Raw genomic sequence first — 14,686 nt, 5'->3', positions numbered from 1 at the left:
TTACGGAATTTTTACTTATAAACGGGGTTAGGAGGAGAGATGCAAAAGCAATCAGGGTTGATCATTGAAGGGCTCTTTAAGACTTATAAAAACGGGGTGAAAGCGCTAAACGGTGTTGATTTGGAAGTTGGCCCCGGAATGTATGGGTTGCTCGGGCCGAATGGCGCGGGGAAAAGTAGTTTGATGCGCACTTTGGCAACCCTGCAAACGCCAGATAGTGGCCGGATTATTCTCGATGGTGTGGATGTTCTGGCAAATCCGGATTTTATGCGCAGTAAATTGGGTTATTTACCGCAACATATTGGTGCTTACCCCGGGATTGCCGCGCGGACATTACTGGATCGTTTCGCCTGGCTTAAAGGTTTTACCCAAACGAGTGCAAGGCGCCGCGAAGTGGACAGGCTTTTGGAGCAGGTCAATTTGGCCGATGTAGCCGATCGAGCTGTATCAACATATTCCGGCGGCATGCTGCGTCGCTTTGGTATTGCCATTGCACTTATCGGCGAGCCGCGCCTAATCATTGTCGATGAACCCACCGCTGGCCTGGACCCCGCTGAGCGCAATCGTTTTCACTGTGTTTTGGCGGATGTCGCGGCGGATGCGATTGTATTGCTGTCCACCCACATCGTTGAAGATATCGAAAACCTATGTCAGCGCCTGGCGATATTGGCCTCAGGGCGCATTGTCGTTGAGGGGACAGCCCCGGAAGTGGCTGCGCCCCATAAAGACAAGATGTGGCAAGCACTGATTCCTCGCGGCGAGCAGTTACCGGAATCCCTGCACAACATCGCTAAGCCCGATGGCACCCAGGTAATCGTACACGGTGAGAAACCCGAAGACCCTCGATTTACGGCCCATACCCCGCGCCTGGAAGATATTTATCACCTGGCGATTGAGCAGGTAAAAGACCAGCGGGAGGCGGCATGAATAAGCTGGCGCTTATTGCCCATGAGGCAAAGCTGGAAATAAGGGCCGGTTTTAGCAGCGGCATTGTGGCTTTGGCCTTTTGGGGCCTGGTGATGTACCTGCTATTGAATCTGGTGAATGCAGACTATATGCAAAAAATGGGGGCTACAGATATCCCCCGGAACTCCCCATCGCTCATTTACCTGATGGGTGCTGGGTGTATGTTCTTTCAGTTTTTTGCCTGGGCCTGGGTATTCTCACAACCGATTCTGCGCGATCGCAAAGCCAGTTTGCACGAAGTCATTTATACAACCCCGAATTCCTTGAGCGTAATGCTTTGGGGGCGGTTTATCGGTGCAGCGGTGATAGGGGCCATATTAAGTGCATCGGCGCTGGTGGGCTTTTTATTCTCCCCGGTATTGGTTTGGATGGGCTTATTGCCTGAAGCGGCGATTGGCCCAGCCCCCTGGAAAGCCCTCGGCTTTGCATGGATCTGGCTACAGATTCCTGCCAGCGTCGGTATCGGTGCTCTGTATTTTATTATGACGCTGCGCACTCGAAGCCTGGCGGGTCCCTTTGGGCTCGCTGCGGCTCTGATGATGTTGTGGATGTTTGCTGTAATCGTGCTTCAGGGTGCAAGCATTAATCCGCAGCTGGCTGCGGTCATGGACCCTTCGCTGTTTACTTTTGTTTATACGGAAGTCACCTCCTGGACACCTTTGCAAAAATCCTCTTCTTTATTGCCCTTTACCCTGGGCTCGGTATTAAACCGGATTTTTTGGTGTCTCTTACCACTGCTCGCTTTAGCTGTCTACTTGAAATACCTGCGAAGGGAGTCCCTGGTTCTGGAAGGGGCTGCCAAACCTTCTCGCGCTAAAGACAGCAAAAACAAATCCGCCAGTAAAGTAGTAGATCTCTCTCCATCCAAGCCGGATACCGCATCATTTGGCCGCAGCCTGCGTCAATTAATGCTGGAAGCCCGTTGGAGACTACACCATGTATGGACTAGTCGGGCCTGGTGGGTTGGTGTGGCGATCCTGGTTGTAATGGGGGTCGTTAGCTCTTTTACCCAGATTATCTGGCATGCGGAAGGGCCCATGGCACCGCGTTTGGAAATGCTATTGCCGCTCCTCAAGGACGTTATTTTTCTTGTGATTGCATTTGTGATCGCGGCACTGACTGGCTTGGTATGCCGCAGGGATCAGGTGCCAGGGTTTGAGGATATACTGGCTGCTACTCCAGCGCCGGACTATATGCGCCTGTTTGGTGTTGCCCTTACGGTATTTGCTATGACGGTGCTGTTGGCATTGCTACCGGGGTTATCGGGCATCTTTGCCGTGCTTCTTTCTGCTCCGGCCTCTGTCGATATTGGCCAGGCATTTACCTACCAGTTATTGATAGTGACAGCGCCGTTATTAGAGTTGTCGATGATGGTGCTCCTGGTGCATGCGCTATTTCGCCATGCGGGCTTTGCCTACTCCATGTCAATGTTCGTGACCTTTATTTTGGTACTGAATCATGAATTGGAGCTGGTGCATTACCCTCCCTATGAAGTTGGTATTACTGCACATATCCAACTGTCGGCTCTCAGTGGTTGGGAACCTTGGATCGGCTATTTGTTAGCCCTGGATGGATTCAAAGTTGCACTCGCCGTATTGATGGTCGGTTTGGCTGCGCTATGGATTCCAAGAGGATTGGATAGCCGCATGTCCCGGGGTTTTGCTCTGATACGCTCTCGCCTTATAGCTCCTCAGGGTGCCTTGGTGGCTTGTTCCGCTCTATTTCTTTTTGGTCTGGGTTCTGTACTGGAAGACAAGTTGGTAGTGCAGGGAGGTTATCAATCACCGGAGCAACTGAAGCGGGAGGATGCAGCCTGGGAAGCATACTGGTTGCCGAAAGCCACTGAGTTTGAATTATCTGGAGGTGATCTGAAAATCAGTATCAACCCGGATAATCAGACAGTGGAAGCTGAGTGGCAATTGCTCCAAGTCCAGGTTGATGGACAGGGCCTGCATTTTGAATTACCTCAGGGATTTGTCTTGGTAAGCGCTTTAGTGGATGGGCGTGAAGTAACGGCTGAACAACGTTACGACCATATGTCCCTGCCAATCTCAGGCTGCCCTGAGCCAGGTTGTAATATCAAACTATCGTGGCAACTGAGTGCTCCCGGCTGGTCAGCTGAGGGGGAGCCCTCGGGGCTGACACCCAGCGGAGTCTGGTTACAAGCCAGTGATATTGTTCCGCGTCTAGGCATTGATCCCGAGCGTATTTTGCGAGTGCCAGCAAAGCGTGAAGCACTGGGTTTAAGCCGTGAGTTCGCCCTGCCAACTGCACAGCTTGCCACACCCCTTGAAGGCGCCGCCCCTTCAGGAGATTGGCGCTGGCAAGTTCGTATTGAAAGCGCTGATAAGCCTGCCTTCAGCGAGCAGGACAGTACTACTGGCCCCTTGGATTTCGCCATTCAGTGGGCACCTGATAAGGAACTTGCAGTATTCGATGGTTTTGAAATTCCCCATGATTCCAACCGCTCTAATATGGTCTCCGCCATTGCAAAAGATGTGGGCCAGATGCAGGCCTGCGTTAATGAGCGGCTGGGTACGGATATCGAAATTAAGCGAATTGCCCAGTGGCCAAGAGGGCTCGGCGAGACTCGAGCCAGCGGTAGCTTGCTGCAATTATCCGAAGGTCCTCACTGGGATATTGCCGATGAGGGCACAGGACGTTGGCTGAGGCGTGTTGATATTGCCCGTGCCTTGGCCCGTCAGCATCTAGTTGCCAAGTCGGATTTACGACGTATTGCTGGTTCTGCATGGTTAAGCGATGGCGTATCGGGAGCGATAGGCCTGTTGTGTGTTGCAGAAATCGACGGTATCGAAGTGCTCGATGACGTTCTGGTTCGCTATTCCGACAAAACGACTAGAGATTTGGCTGGTAGCGAGATCCCTGTTGAGCGTTTAAGCACAGCGCCGATTTCTGGTTGGGCTCGGTATTACGCGCCGGTCGCCGCACTGGATTGGACACTTCATCAAACCCCGGAATCTCTGTCTGCATTACTCGATGATATTCAGCAGCAGAAAAACATTGAGAGTGTGCTGCACGCCTATGTGGGCGTGACACGCACACAAAATATGCTCGGGGCTCCTCTTTCATCAGCTTTAACGGTTGAGTATTTGGAAACAGGCCAGATACGCCTGGATGGGCAGCGCTGGCGCTGGGAGAAAGGTGGGTGGCAGCCGGTTACCGAAACAGCCACTTACCGTTTGTTAGCCGATATTAACGAGCTGGATGCAAAGATTATCAATGGAAACGCACTGATCGATCGGTTGCCATCCGAAAAAGCATTGGCGTTGGATATCTGGCCATCTTATCAGCGGGACCCTGCACAGAATTTACTGGCTGAGAGTTCTGAAGTTTTGAATAACGATTTATAGGCAGAAAGGAAATTAATTCATGCTCAGCTTAATCCGAGATAAAAAAGAACTCAGTAAACAGATTTCATTGCTGTCCGCAACTTTAATGTACGCCTCTGGAGCCTATTCTGCTGCGGAAAACGCAGATAAAGAGAGTGCTTCTGAAAATGCAATGGAAGTTGTTGAAGTCACTGCACGGCATACAAAAGAGAAAGCCAAGGATATTCCCTTCAGTTTAAGTGTTATTGGTGAAGAGGAGATAAAAAACCGGCTGCATCTCAACGTTGAAGATGCTTTACGCAGTGCACCTGGAGTTGATGTCTACTCATCTAGTGGCGCGGTGGATGCAAATATCCGCATCCGTGGTGTTGGTTCACTCAACCAGGTAAACAAAGACGATGGCTCCGTCGTGGTTAATATTGATGGGGTATCTATGCCAGCAGGGAATGTATCCCTCGGGACCCTGGATATTGAACGCCTGGAAATTTTAAAAGGCCCGCAAGGTACTTTGTTTGGTCGTAACAGTGAAGCTGGAGCGGTCAATATTACCACCCAGAAACCAACCGAGGAGTTTGAAGCTTATGGGCGCATTGAGCTGGGTGAAGATAACCAGAGCCTTTATGAAACTGTAATCAGTGGCCCGTTTTCTGAATCACTCCGAGGTCGCTTGGCAGTGCGTCATACCAGTGAGGATCACTGGGTTGAAAATATCACTAACGGTGAGCCAATGACCGAGCCTGAAGACCTGGCTTTTCGGGGGAGCTTGCTATGGGATTTGGGCCCGGAGACCTCTGCTTTATTTATCGCAGAGAGGCAGCACCAGGACGGCTTCCTGAACTTGCAGTTGTTGCAACCTTTTGGCGATGATCCGAGCAGTGAACATACCTTGGGGGCATTTGACGATAACGAGAAAACAGTTGAGCGTTTTTCCACGGAAATCAATCATCAACTGGGTAATAGTCAATTGACTTCAATCACCGCATTGGTCAATACAGATTTTAGTTACCTAACCGGATTTGATCAGGAGACAGCCGCCGCTGTTTTTAATTTCCCTGTAGAGTATCTTCGTGGCGACAGCCAGGATGAACAAACTATCAGCCAGGACCTGCGCCTGTCCTCACTGCCTGATGCATCTACTTTCTGGGTAGTTGGGCTTAACTTGCAAGAAGGTGAAAGAAGTTTCGATTCGATTGATTTGGTGTCCTACGCCAACCAATACCGGGATTATGAAACTGATAGCCAGGCTATTTATGGTGAGACTACGGTTCCTTTAACTGAAACCATAAAATTTACTGCTGGACTGCGTTACACCCAAGAGAGTAAGGACTACGCCGGTGAGTACGCCAGCTATGGCACGGATGGGAATTTTTATGTCACCCAAGATCAAAGAAGTTTGGATGATAATTATACAACTGGGCGATTGGCTCTCAGCTACTCCCTGACTGAGTACACTAACCTATACACAATGGCCGCACGAGGCCATAAATCCGGTGGCTTCAATGACTTTGCGTTACAGTCCGCTGATAGCGTGGCGTACGAGCCGGCAACCGTTGATAGTATCGAAGTCGGTTTCAAGAGAGAATCAGACAGCTTGAATATCAGCGGTGCGATCTTCTTTAACTCTGTGGGAGATGATCATTTGCTCGGCTTTGATTTCGCTTCCTATTCATCGGCTGCGGTGAATGCGGATACGGAAACCTTTGGAGCGGAGTTTGAAGCCGATTGGTTTATTACTGAGAGATTCAGTATTGCCGGAGGCCTGAGCTTCCTCGATACGGAAATTACCAAAGATGTGTACGGTGTTTCCGGTGGTGATGTTATGGCGGGTAATGAAGTACCTGATGTACCCAGCTGGAGTGCAAGTTTGGCATTAAACTACTATCAGCCGTTACCAGACTTTATGGGTTTAAGTGCACCAGCTCTCAATACCAATTTGACTGTTCGCCACGTGGATGAGCGCCCGGCAGATGCGCAAAACCACTTCAATCTGGATGCTTATAGTAAAGTGGATCTGCGTGTAGCCTTGCAAACTGACTCGATGGAACTCTACCTGTTTGCCGATAATCTGTTGGATGAGCAGTATCAGCTATATGGCTACACCAATGCGATATTTGCCCCTAATGCCAGAATAGGCGCACCGTCAAAAGGGCGTCGTGCGGGAATTGGAGCACTCTATCGTCTGTAATGAGGTTACAGCAGCTTAGCTAATAGCTGTTTTGTATTGCTTGATGGTTAATGGATCAATCTTTTTACAAGATTGATCCATTAATTTGTTTAATTTGCGGGGTTGATTTTACTTCCATGTAATAGAGTAGGGTCTAAATTTTCTTTCAGCCCGCTAACTTCTATGCCTGTGACTTTGGTTGTGGGACCAGGTTTGATATTAAATATGGAATCTTGATCGGTTAAACGTCGCACAGACTGCCAGTCCTGCTCACTGACTTCCATATGTACTTTACTCAGGCCAGTAGCACCATTTTTATGATTTGTTTTTTGGGGGTATTGAGGTGGGTTGTACGGACTCACTAAGAATGGCAGTCTCTCAGAGCGAGGATAGACAAAGCGGAAACTGGTTTTTTCTCCATTTGGCTTGGTGCGTTGCCATGGAATTACTCGCCCGGTTTGAACCCCTTCACGGTTCATTGCCGAAAGATCATTATCGAAATCGTCACTAACTAAGGCAACATCACAAAAACCTTCCCCTTCTTGTGACCAACGTATCATCCTACGTCCCGCGCCTCGACCGGCAAAGATATCAATAAGCCATTTGAAATAGTGGGCATTGGATGGAGATGTCAATAATTCAATAATAGCCCCTTCACTAAACCAAATATGGGCGTGCTGGGCGTTCTTTTCTTTTGTGGCGTAATCCACGGAAAAACCGAGTTGACGGAAATCTTGTACAGCTTGATGAATATCCTTCACCCAGAGTAAAACGTGGCTACAGCGTGTTCTCATAAGAGTGCCTTTTGTATAAAAATAGTGTTGTTTGTTTGGTTGTTATTTTTTAGGCGGCAGTCGTTAGTTAATCATTTTTTGTAGTTGATTTAACCATACCAGAAATTACGACTAGGGTGATTTAACTTTTTCCGGAATTTTAATAATTATGAAAGTAATAGAATCTACTTGGTGATTCGTTCAGGAATTGTATGGACCTCTAAACAGTGTAGGGATCAACGGTCCGTACTGCGAATCGGGTGTCTATTTCTAAAAAACACAAAAGATTGATGTGATTTGGATCGACAGAAATTACTCTGAAACCTTAGGCTTAATCCCTACACAATATTTGGCGGGAACCTCATCTAAGCTAAATGCCTTCATAAGTTGTCTGCTTGCTCCCACATAGGACTCTGCCGTTGCACCAGACCAGTAACCCGTATCGCAACTCAGGGAAACACAATCGCCCCCAAAAGTTACAAAAGGCTTATCACGTACAATCTTGCATGTGCATATGGCTTTGAGTGGATTCATCGGGTCGACAATGCAGGGTTGATCCAGGCAATCAGTCCACGGTTTACCTTCAGGGCAGGAAAGTACAGGCTTGGTAGGAGCCTGCGCGAAAGAAAATGTCGATAAGGCTTTTTTGACGTCGTTTGAGTCAGTAACAGGAGTCCGGTTTTTACATTCAGAAAACCCGAAGTTCAACCCCTTATTAACGTCACATCTGCAAATTGCATTTGAATCCGGATTGCTGGGATCTGGAATGCATGGGGCAGACGTGCATAGAACATACTCATTATTACAAATGATACCCTTACTATTCTTGACTGATTTATGGCCATCCTCTTCTGCTGCCGTTTTAACTCCCATAAAAGCAAGGACAATCAAAATTATTGTGAATAGATGTGACTGTTTCATCATGAGCAGCTCTTTTATACGTTAATCACCAAAATAGAATGAAAGCTGATATTTCCCAGATGAAGATGATTGAAGTGTCGTTTTTTAGATTGGACCTGACTTCACTCTACTCGATATCTCATAGGCTATCAGCTGTTGTACGGTGCCTCCGTTCTGTTCGACAAGGAATCTTTGCAGTTAAAAGATACACTGGGGCCGCTGTGGGAGTATGGTTGGGAGGCTGAAGGTTTTAGCGGTAAAATTTAGGATCGAACCCTGGCCCCATCCTTGGGGCCCCAAAAGAAGTGGGTAGCGGCTAGGTCAATGACACATAGATAAAATTCAAGTTAGCTTGCGGTGGTTTTGGCCAATTTCAATAGTCCAGCTTTCAGAGACACCGGAGGCTTCAGCGAACTGCTCCCAATTTGCTACCGCACTTGCGACCTGATCAATTATCTCCATTGGGCGCTTAATGCTTATGGATTCCCCTATAGTTATTAAGTCATCTAAAGTGAAGTGATCACGCTTTCCGTTAATACTCATCTGGTGTTGACTTGTCCAAGCTCCGCCAGGATTGTGGGCATAAGTCAGGTCAAAGGCTGGTGAAAGAGACCATTCTCCGGCTGGGTCCATAAGAAATGCAATATTCTTTGTATGATCATCTTGATTCCTGGCCAATACGTTGAAGACCATACGGCGATATTGCTGAACGGCTTCATTTTTAGGCAGATATAGTTCACGCATTATGCTGAATACTTGCTCATAGGAGTGGGCACCTGCCATGTTGAAATCCAAGTGCGCAATACCACATAGAGACTGCATATGAAGCTTTTGCCCGTTTACCCGATCAAAGCGCCGCGTCATAAAATGCGCTCGGCCATTTTCCTCCAGTAGCCTGCACTCCGCCATATTGATACCCGCTTCGCGAGCCATATGATAATAGGCGTATTCAACCCGCCCATAGCCATCACTTGCCCTGAGTTCAAGATCTCCCGCGCCGTCAAATTTTAGAAGCCAGTAGTCATAGCCTTTAGGGGCGGGGACCTGACCAGAGCGAATATCCCCCATAGCATTCATGGCAATAATTGCTTTTGCACGGGCGCCTCCCGCACTGGTTCCTACGCGCAATATGTCCAGCAAGGAGCCTGATTTTTCAGTATCACTATGTCCAAATTGCGTGTTGAGATCTGTCTGCCTATTGGTAATTGCGGCAGCTAGTTTGACTAATTCCTCAACGTTCAGGTCGACAGAATCTTTGAAGGTGCCGTCCACCGCCGGTTGAAATTCAAGCGCTCCCATGCCACGAGTACCGGTGTAACAGAGTCGCTCGATAGGGTTGAAGCTCTCTGGAGTTCGCCCTTGGCGTGCGAGCCAGGCATCAATCACCGCATTGCCGAATTTATCAGGCAGGCAATCGGCGAGGAGTCCCGGTAATCCTTTAAATGTTTCCCGACTGAGGCCGCGAAATGTATATGGCTCATGTGAAGCTTCAATGGGCATGGTTATCGGAGCTATATCCAGCCCCCGACGCAAGAACTCTGGCGCATACTCGAATGAACCATAGCCACTGTCATCCCAGTGGACAGCGCCTACCAATTCGCCCCACAAGTGAACTGTTGCGGCATTTGTCTGGTTTACCATTCCGGCTTGCTCCTTTTTTTATTGTTGTTCAAGGGCAGGGTATCGCGCTGATTTTGTGAGCTTCGGCTGGCTCTCTGCCGCTGTTTGCCTTGAGTAGCAATTTGCATCGGACTTACTGCTAGTTCAGGTAAGAAGTTATCCAATGAATCAAGTTGGCGAAGTACTCTCAGCGCAGCAACAAGGCTATCAAGCCTGCCACGACCAGCCTCCAGCCCTTTAATGGTGGAGGTGGATAGGCCTGCACGCTCAGCCATGTCATCCTGGGTAAGGTTCATTCGTAAGCGGTACTTTTTTAGACGATTGCCCAACGCCTCAAGTATTTGCTTATCTGATTGACCGTGAAACCCCATAATAGTTGCCTTTCCATCCTTTGTGTAAGTTTTAGCATATTAGTAGGTGCTTTTTAGACCATTATAGTATGTATAGGATCAAAGTGTTAATGGTTGGAAATGCAGCTATTAAGGCTTAATTTTATCGTTAACAGGTGTTATTCAGGCTGTAATATGTATTAATTCTATTATCGATGGAGGCTCGCCTTTACCGGAAACCCAACTTCTGCTGGCGATAAGAGAAACACCTGTTCTACATAACATTTGATGCCATTGGCGGGCGACTACTTTCCCGGGGGATGATTAGGCTCCACTGCTGCTATTAGATTTCTTGCCGTTGCCAAATGGGAACAACTAAGAGGTTTCTATGGAGATTTACATTAGATACTGCCATGAACAGTGGCCGCAAATTAACTAGAAGCAAATTGTTTCCCTATATTGTTCTATGGGTAAACCAACAGTAGCTGACCGTTACAAAAATTATCCCTGTTAACTTTAAGTTAGGAGGAAGGTTTTTGTATACGCTCACCTATAGTTTGTCGAGTAATTGAAAGTTGATCTATAGGTATGGTTGGGAGTTCTTTAGATTCGGGAGGCGATGAAGCTTACATATTGATAATTAGCTAGCAGAGCGACGGCAAGAGAAAGTACATAGATTAACGACGGGGCAATGCCTTAAATCAACTGCTGTTGACGCTCTCTAGGCCTTAAACCCTCTTGTACTTTTTATTTCTTCAGGTTTCATACCTAGAGACTCAAGAAACCTTTGGTGTTGTTCAGGTTCCATTTCCTCAAACTTATGGTGCCAAGCGAGCATAGAGGCTTCATCAAACCCTGCCGCTCTCATTATTTCTACCCATCGGTTCTTAGTGACCATTTGATCTTTAAGCAAACTTGGCTCCTTTAATAGGGCGACGATCGCTCTCTGTTGTTCTTTAAGCTTGTGGATTTCGCTCTCCAATTGATAGAAATGATTTTCCAGAATCCGAGACTGAGATGAAGTGTTTTGGCCATCAAGTAATCGTTTTATATCGTTCAGAGATAGGCCGTAGGAACGATAGGCAACAATAGCTTCCAGCCTTCTAGTCTCATTTTTTCCATACCAGCGATAGCCGTTATCTGAGCGCCGTGTGGGCGCAAGTATTCCTTCCCGTTCATAGTGGAGAATCGTTGCCCTGGTTATACCACAGTGCCTGGCCAGTTCCGTAACAGTTAGCATAAATGCTCCAGAAAGGTAGAGCAGGTGATGATGAACCCTAAACCTGTAGACAGGCCAAGTCGGAAGGCGACACCTTGAATTGCTCTTATGGAAGTGTAAAGGAGATTTGAACGGCTCCGTAGTATCCCTTCTTTTGTGTTAATGAAAATAACACTTACCGTAGGTTTGTGTATATGGCGAATATATGGTCATTTATTTGCTGTTGACCCGTCTATAGATGCAGGGTTCAAAGTTCTGGGCTTTATCAATCAGCGGGAGGTGTATTTGGTTATGGGTCACTCAATTAGCAATATTAAGAAGTCATTATTCTGGCTTTTGGACTATCATCCGGAGGTCGAAAAATACCCCAGTTTGTTGATGAAGCACTGTATAGAACATACGGTGCTGTCTGAAAGAGCTGGCTTCAATAGTGTTTGGTGTGCAGAGCATCACTTCCAGCATCTGGGACATATTCCTAACCCTGCTGTTTTCCTTTCAGCGCTTTCCCAATTGACTGAAAGGATACGCCTAGGTTCGGGAGTTTCTATCTTACCCCTAAGGAGTCCGATTCAGGTGGCAGAGGACTATGCCATGTTAGATATTTTGTCTGCAGGGCGCCTCAACATGGGAGTGGGTACAGGTGGGCAACTTCTGGAGTCGGACGGAATGGGGTATGACTTTTCAAGCCGAGGGGAGAGATTTAAGAATAACCTAGCTGAGATTCAAAAGCGTTGGAAGCTGGCTTTGGAGGGCCATAGAGGAGTTGAGTCCTTAAATATATCTCCTGTGCAAAAGCCTTCTCCCCCAATTTACATCGCGAGCAATAACCCCGAAAGTGCATATGAAATTGGAAGGTCGGGATATGGCCTGATAACAATTGTTGCGCCTTCAACCGAGAATATTGATGTAATCGCTGTGCGAATTGAGCGGCATCGTCAGGGATTGGCTGATGGCGGCTTTGGTAAGGACCATGCGGAAACTGTGGTTACCATCTTCTCCCAGGTGGGGGAATCGGAAAAGGACGTGAGGTATTCAGTAGAGCCTGCATTGGCCCGAGTGACTTCTTATCTTTCCGGTAACAAGGTCTCAGATGCTTCGGGGATATACAACTGTATGCGTGATAAGGGAACAGGGCTTTTTGGTACTCCAGCGGAAGTTCAACAAATGATTGCTCGTTATCAAGGTATTGGTGTTGAACATATGGCATTTATCAATCGATTTGGTGGTTTGGATTGGTCTGTTGCTTTACGTAGTCTCGAATATTTAGGAGACATTTAAGAGGCGATCTATAAGCGCTGGGATCAAGATCTCAATAAACCGGCCCCTGATTAAGGGGCTCATCCCCTCTACTTAAGCGCTATTCAATAGAGAGTTGTACGCTTTCCTTCCTACAAACCCAGCTTGTTGCTAGTCAAAATTACTGATAAATTCAAAATGTGATCACATTTTGATTGGGCAAAAATGTAAATAAGTTAAAGGGAAGGGATAGTTTATGGTGGGTCCGATTGTAAAGGCCGGGGCGAAGCAGAGTAGTGAGGTAGCAGGACTGGTAACAAAATTGCTACAAGCTCTTGTCGGTCATAAGCGCAACATCGATCCAGAGGTCATGGCAGTAACGGCTAAGAAGCTACTTTCACAAGAAAATGGATTTTATGCTTTCCTATATTATGCCGATGGAGCTCCAGTGGGCGTTATTACCCTATCAAGGTCTGCCGCTATTTATGCCGGTGGCAACTACGGGGTAATCGAGGAGCTTTATGTTGAACCAGAGTTCCGTTCACAGTTTATTGGCAAGGCTCTTTTGGATGAGGTGATCAGTTTTGCAAAGGAAGAGGGCTGGCCACGGCTGGAAGTTAGTACTCCGGAAAGAGAAAACTGGCAACGAACAATTGATTTTTACCTCCGAGAAGGTTTCCTTGAGAATTCGGTCGGGGAGAGGTTGAAGCTGGAGCTGTAGCTCTTAACCTGAAAAGGAAGAGGTCGCTTTGGAAAATGAAAGTCGTATTGGTTGAGTTTGATCTGACAGGGTAATTCTAAAAGTAGCGCTGTCTGCCAGATCAAGCTTGAGCCAAAGGGCTCAGTGGTGTGTCAAACCAGAGCTGCGACTAGCCTCAAATAAAAACCATGACCGCTTTTCCGCCTGATCAATATACTCTTCCAGCAAGCTTGCGGTAGCAATATCTCTGTGCTCATCACAAAGTTCGTGGACTTTACGCATACTTGCGATCATTTCCCGGTTGTCTTCGCCTAGCTCTAACAGCATATCTTGCGGATCTACATACTCGGCATCATTATCTGAAGATCGCTGTAGCTTAGCGATATGGCCAATGGAGCGAAGCGTAGTGCCTCCTAGTTTGCGCACCCGCTCCGCCAGTGCATCGGTCATCTCGAATACTTCATCGGCTTGATCATCGAAAAGCAAATGGTAGTCCCTGAAGTGGGGGCCGCTAACATGCCAGTGAAAGTTCTTGGTCTTCATATATAGGCTGAAAGTATCTGCCAGCAGGGTATTAACGGCGATAGTAATGCTTGCCCTCGCACTCTCACTTAAATCAGATGGGGCGGCTAGCCTGGATTGTGTGCCTACCGCTTCTCCAGTTGCTTTTCTCATATCAAACCTCACAAGTTATGACAAAGGGACAGGTGTGGCAGTCGGTGTCTCCATGGCACTAGATTAGACACCTATATGGCGACTAGCCATTCATAAAGGGTTGGAAGCCAGAGAGAACCAGCACAATATTTTTTTCATCAGTCTTATATTGGTTGATATATCTCAAGCGTATATGGAGGAGTCTGTTTGAGATATAAAGCGGATTAATCTGATTTTTTCAAAGGCTCATACGATAGGTAATGCAACTACGGAGAATTTCTAAATGGTCAGCAGCTTCAGTAAGGAGGAGTTATCCAGAGGATTGTGCAATCTTTTGACGGAAGCATATCTAAAGGTAAAAGACCTTGGTTATGATGAGATAGTTACTGAGTTTGACAAGGTTGAACGCACACATACCCCGCATATTCAAGAATATCAAGATTTAGTATTAGAAACAAAGCGGCGTATCGCTGAAATGAAATTCTTATTGCTCTCAGATAAAGGCTTACCTTTTGAAGTTATTCAAGGTCTTCACAAGGATGTGCGCGACTTGGGGTATTTAAGCATTGATAGCGAAGATACGCTTGAAACAATTTTTTGTCGGCACTGCTTAAACCACCAAAAGTATGCTCTTGCGATTGAAGTTGCTACTGCTCTTAAAAAGAGTGTTCTCTCTGAGCTTGATAGCTCTCGTGACAGCAAAGAGGCCTATGCCTATAAAGCTATAGCCAGGTGCGATCGTTTAATTTCACTAGCGAAAGAATACCTATAAAGA

At 47.2% G+C, this 14,686-nt stretch carries 12 protein-coding genes; 6 read left to right on the top strand and 6 right to left on the bottom strand.

Annotated elements, in window-relative coordinates; genetic code table 11:
* Positions 1 to 39: 39 nt before the first annotated feature.
* The 3 genes from ACJJIY_RS15850 to ACJJIY_RS15840 are packed head-to-tail and all read left to right on the top strand — an operon-like array spanning position 40 to position 6,501.
* Positions 40 to 927 carry an ABC transporter ATP-binding protein gene (locus ACJJIY_RS15850; RefSeq protein WP_445358313.1) on the top strand — a complete coding sequence of 296 codons (888 nt, stop codon included), beginning with the start codon at positions 40 to 42 and terminating at the stop codon, positions 925 to 927.
* On the top strand, positions 924 to 4,337 hold the full coding sequence (locus tag ACJJIY_RS15845) for an ABC transporter permease (RefSeq protein ID WP_445358312.1): 3,414 nt from the start codon (positions 924 to 926) through the stop codon (positions 4,335 to 4,337). The genes ACJJIY_RS15850 and ACJJIY_RS15845 overlap by 4 nt, the downstream gene beginning before the upstream one ends.
* Before the next feature lie 19 nt (positions 4,338 to 4,356).
* Positions 4,357 to 6,501, top strand: a complete 2,145-nt coding sequence (locus tag ACJJIY_RS15840; protein WP_445358311.1) for a TonB-dependent receptor — start codon at positions 4,357 to 4,359, stop codon at positions 6,499 to 6,501.
* 89 nt (positions 6,502 to 6,590) lie between these two features.
* On the opposite strand, the gene ACJJIY_RS15835 is transcribed toward ACJJIY_RS15840, so the two are convergent.
* From ACJJIY_RS15835 to ACJJIY_RS15815, 5 genes are all read right to left on the bottom strand, one after another.
* The gene (locus tag ACJJIY_RS15835) at positions 6,591 to 7,241 is read right to left on the bottom strand and encodes a VOC family protein (RefSeq protein WP_445358310.1); all 651 of its coding nucleotides are present in this window, start codon (positions 7,239 to 7,241) and stop codon (positions 6,591 to 6,593) included.
* A gap of 324 nt (positions 7,242 to 7,565) precedes the next feature.
* Positions 7,566 to 8,177 carry a hypothetical protein gene (locus ACJJIY_RS15830; protein WP_445358309.1) on the bottom strand — a complete coding sequence of 204 codons (612 nt, stop codon included), beginning with the start codon at positions 8,175 to 8,177 and terminating at the stop codon, positions 7,566 to 7,568.
* 318 nt (positions 8,178 to 8,495) lie between these two features.
* The gene (locus tag ACJJIY_RS15825; RefSeq protein WP_445358308.1) at positions 8,496 to 9,794 is read right to left on the bottom strand and encodes a type II toxin-antitoxin system HipA family toxin; all 1,299 of its coding nucleotides are present in this window, start codon (positions 9,792 to 9,794) and stop codon (positions 8,496 to 8,498) included.
* Positions 9,788 to 10,144: a helix-turn-helix transcriptional regulator gene (locus ACJJIY_RS15820; RefSeq protein WP_445358307.1), complete on the bottom strand. Its 357-nt coding sequence runs from the start codon at positions 10,142 to 10,144 to the stop codon at positions 9,788 to 9,790. Before ACJJIY_RS15820 ends, ACJJIY_RS15825 begins: the two co-directional genes overlap by 7 nt.
* Before the next feature lie 679 nt (positions 10,145 to 10,823).
* Complete coding sequence (locus ACJJIY_RS15815) at positions 10,824 to 11,342, bottom strand: MerR family transcriptional regulator (protein ID WP_445358306.1); 519 nt, start codon at positions 11,340 to 11,342, stop codon at positions 10,824 to 10,826.
* 270 nt (positions 11,343 to 11,612) lie between these two features.
* Here ACJJIY_RS15815 and ACJJIY_RS15810 point away from each other — a divergent pair, with 270 nt between their 5' ends.
* Both ACJJIY_RS15810 and ACJJIY_RS15805 read left to right on the top strand, forming a co-directional pair.
* Complete coding sequence (locus ACJJIY_RS15810) at positions 11,613 to 12,599, top strand: LLM class flavin-dependent oxidoreductase (RefSeq protein ID WP_445358305.1); 987 nt, start codon at positions 11,613 to 11,615, stop codon at positions 12,597 to 12,599.
* Between the two features lie 214 nt (positions 12,600 to 12,813).
* Positions 12,814 to 13,278: a GNAT family N-acetyltransferase gene (locus ACJJIY_RS15805; RefSeq protein ID WP_445354161.1), complete on the top strand. Its 465-nt coding sequence runs from the start codon at positions 12,814 to 12,816 to the stop codon at positions 13,276 to 13,278.
* 120 nt (positions 13,279 to 13,398) lie between these two features.
* Here ACJJIY_RS15805 and ACJJIY_RS15800 read toward each other — a convergent pair whose 3' ends face one another.
* The gene (locus ACJJIY_RS15800; RefSeq protein WP_444913109.1) at positions 13,399 to 13,932 is read right to left on the bottom strand and encodes a Dps family protein; all 534 of its coding nucleotides are present in this window, start codon (positions 13,930 to 13,932) and stop codon (positions 13,399 to 13,401) included.
* Between the two features lie 262 nt (positions 13,933 to 14,194).
* Here ACJJIY_RS15800 and ACJJIY_RS15795 point away from each other — a divergent pair, with 262 nt between their 5' ends.
* Positions 14,195 to 14,683 carry a hypothetical protein gene (locus ACJJIY_RS15795; RefSeq protein ID WP_445358304.1) on the top strand — a complete coding sequence of 163 codons (489 nt, stop codon included), beginning with the start codon at positions 14,195 to 14,197 and terminating at the stop codon, positions 14,681 to 14,683.
* The last annotated feature ends 3 nt before the right edge of the window (positions 14,684 to 14,686 follow it).

This window comes from Microbulbifer maximicatervae (SeqCode), from assembly GCF_052468155.1.
Note: the sequence above shows the minus strand (reverse complement) of the source record. Positions and strands in the feature narration are given on the sequence as shown.

What these genes read in the sequence shown, in the direction of transcription:
- ACJJIY_RS15850 (WP_445358313.1), top strand. Translation starts at nt 40, where the DNA reads ATGCAAAAGCAATCAGGGTTGATCATTGAAGGGCTCTTTAAGACTTAT.
- ACJJIY_RS15845 (WP_445358312.1), top strand. Translation starts at nt 924, where the DNA reads ATGAATAAGCTGGCGCTTATTGCCCATGAGGCAAAGCTGGAAATAAGG.
- ACJJIY_RS15840 (WP_445358311.1), top strand. Translation starts at nt 4,357, where the DNA reads ATGCTCAGCTTAATCCGAGATAAAAAAGAACTCAGTAAACAGATTTCA.
- ACJJIY_RS15830 (WP_445358309.1), bottom strand. Translation starts at nt 8,177, where the DNA reads ATGATGAAACAGTCACATCTATTCACAATAATTTTGATTGTCCTTGCT.
- ACJJIY_RS15825 (WP_445358308.1), bottom strand. Translation starts at nt 9,794, where the DNA reads ATGGTAAACCAGACAAATGCCGCAACAGTTCACTTGTGGGGCGAATTG.
- ACJJIY_RS15820 (WP_445358307.1), bottom strand. Translation starts at nt 10,144, where the DNA reads ATGGGGTTTCACGGTCAATCAGATAAGCAAATACTTGAGGCGTTGGGC.
- ACJJIY_RS15815 (WP_445358306.1), bottom strand. Translation starts at nt 11,342, where the DNA reads ATGCTAACTGTTACGGAACTGGCCAGGCACTGTGGTATAACCAGGGCA.
- ACJJIY_RS15810 (WP_445358305.1), top strand. Translation starts at nt 11,613, where the DNA reads ATGGGTCACTCAATTAGCAATATTAAGAAGTCATTATTCTGGCTTTTG.
- ACJJIY_RS15805 (WP_445354161.1), top strand. Translation starts at nt 12,814, where the DNA reads ATGGTGGGTCCGATTGTAAAGGCCGGGGCGAAGCAGAGTAGTGAGGTA.
- ACJJIY_RS15800 (WP_444913109.1), bottom strand. Translation starts at nt 13,932, where the DNA reads ATGAGAAAAGCAACTGGAGAAGCGGTAGGCACACAATCCAGGCTAGCC.
- ACJJIY_RS15795 (WP_445358304.1), top strand. Translation starts at nt 14,195, where the DNA reads ATGGTCAGCAGCTTCAGTAAGGAGGAGTTATCCAGAGGATTGTGCAAT.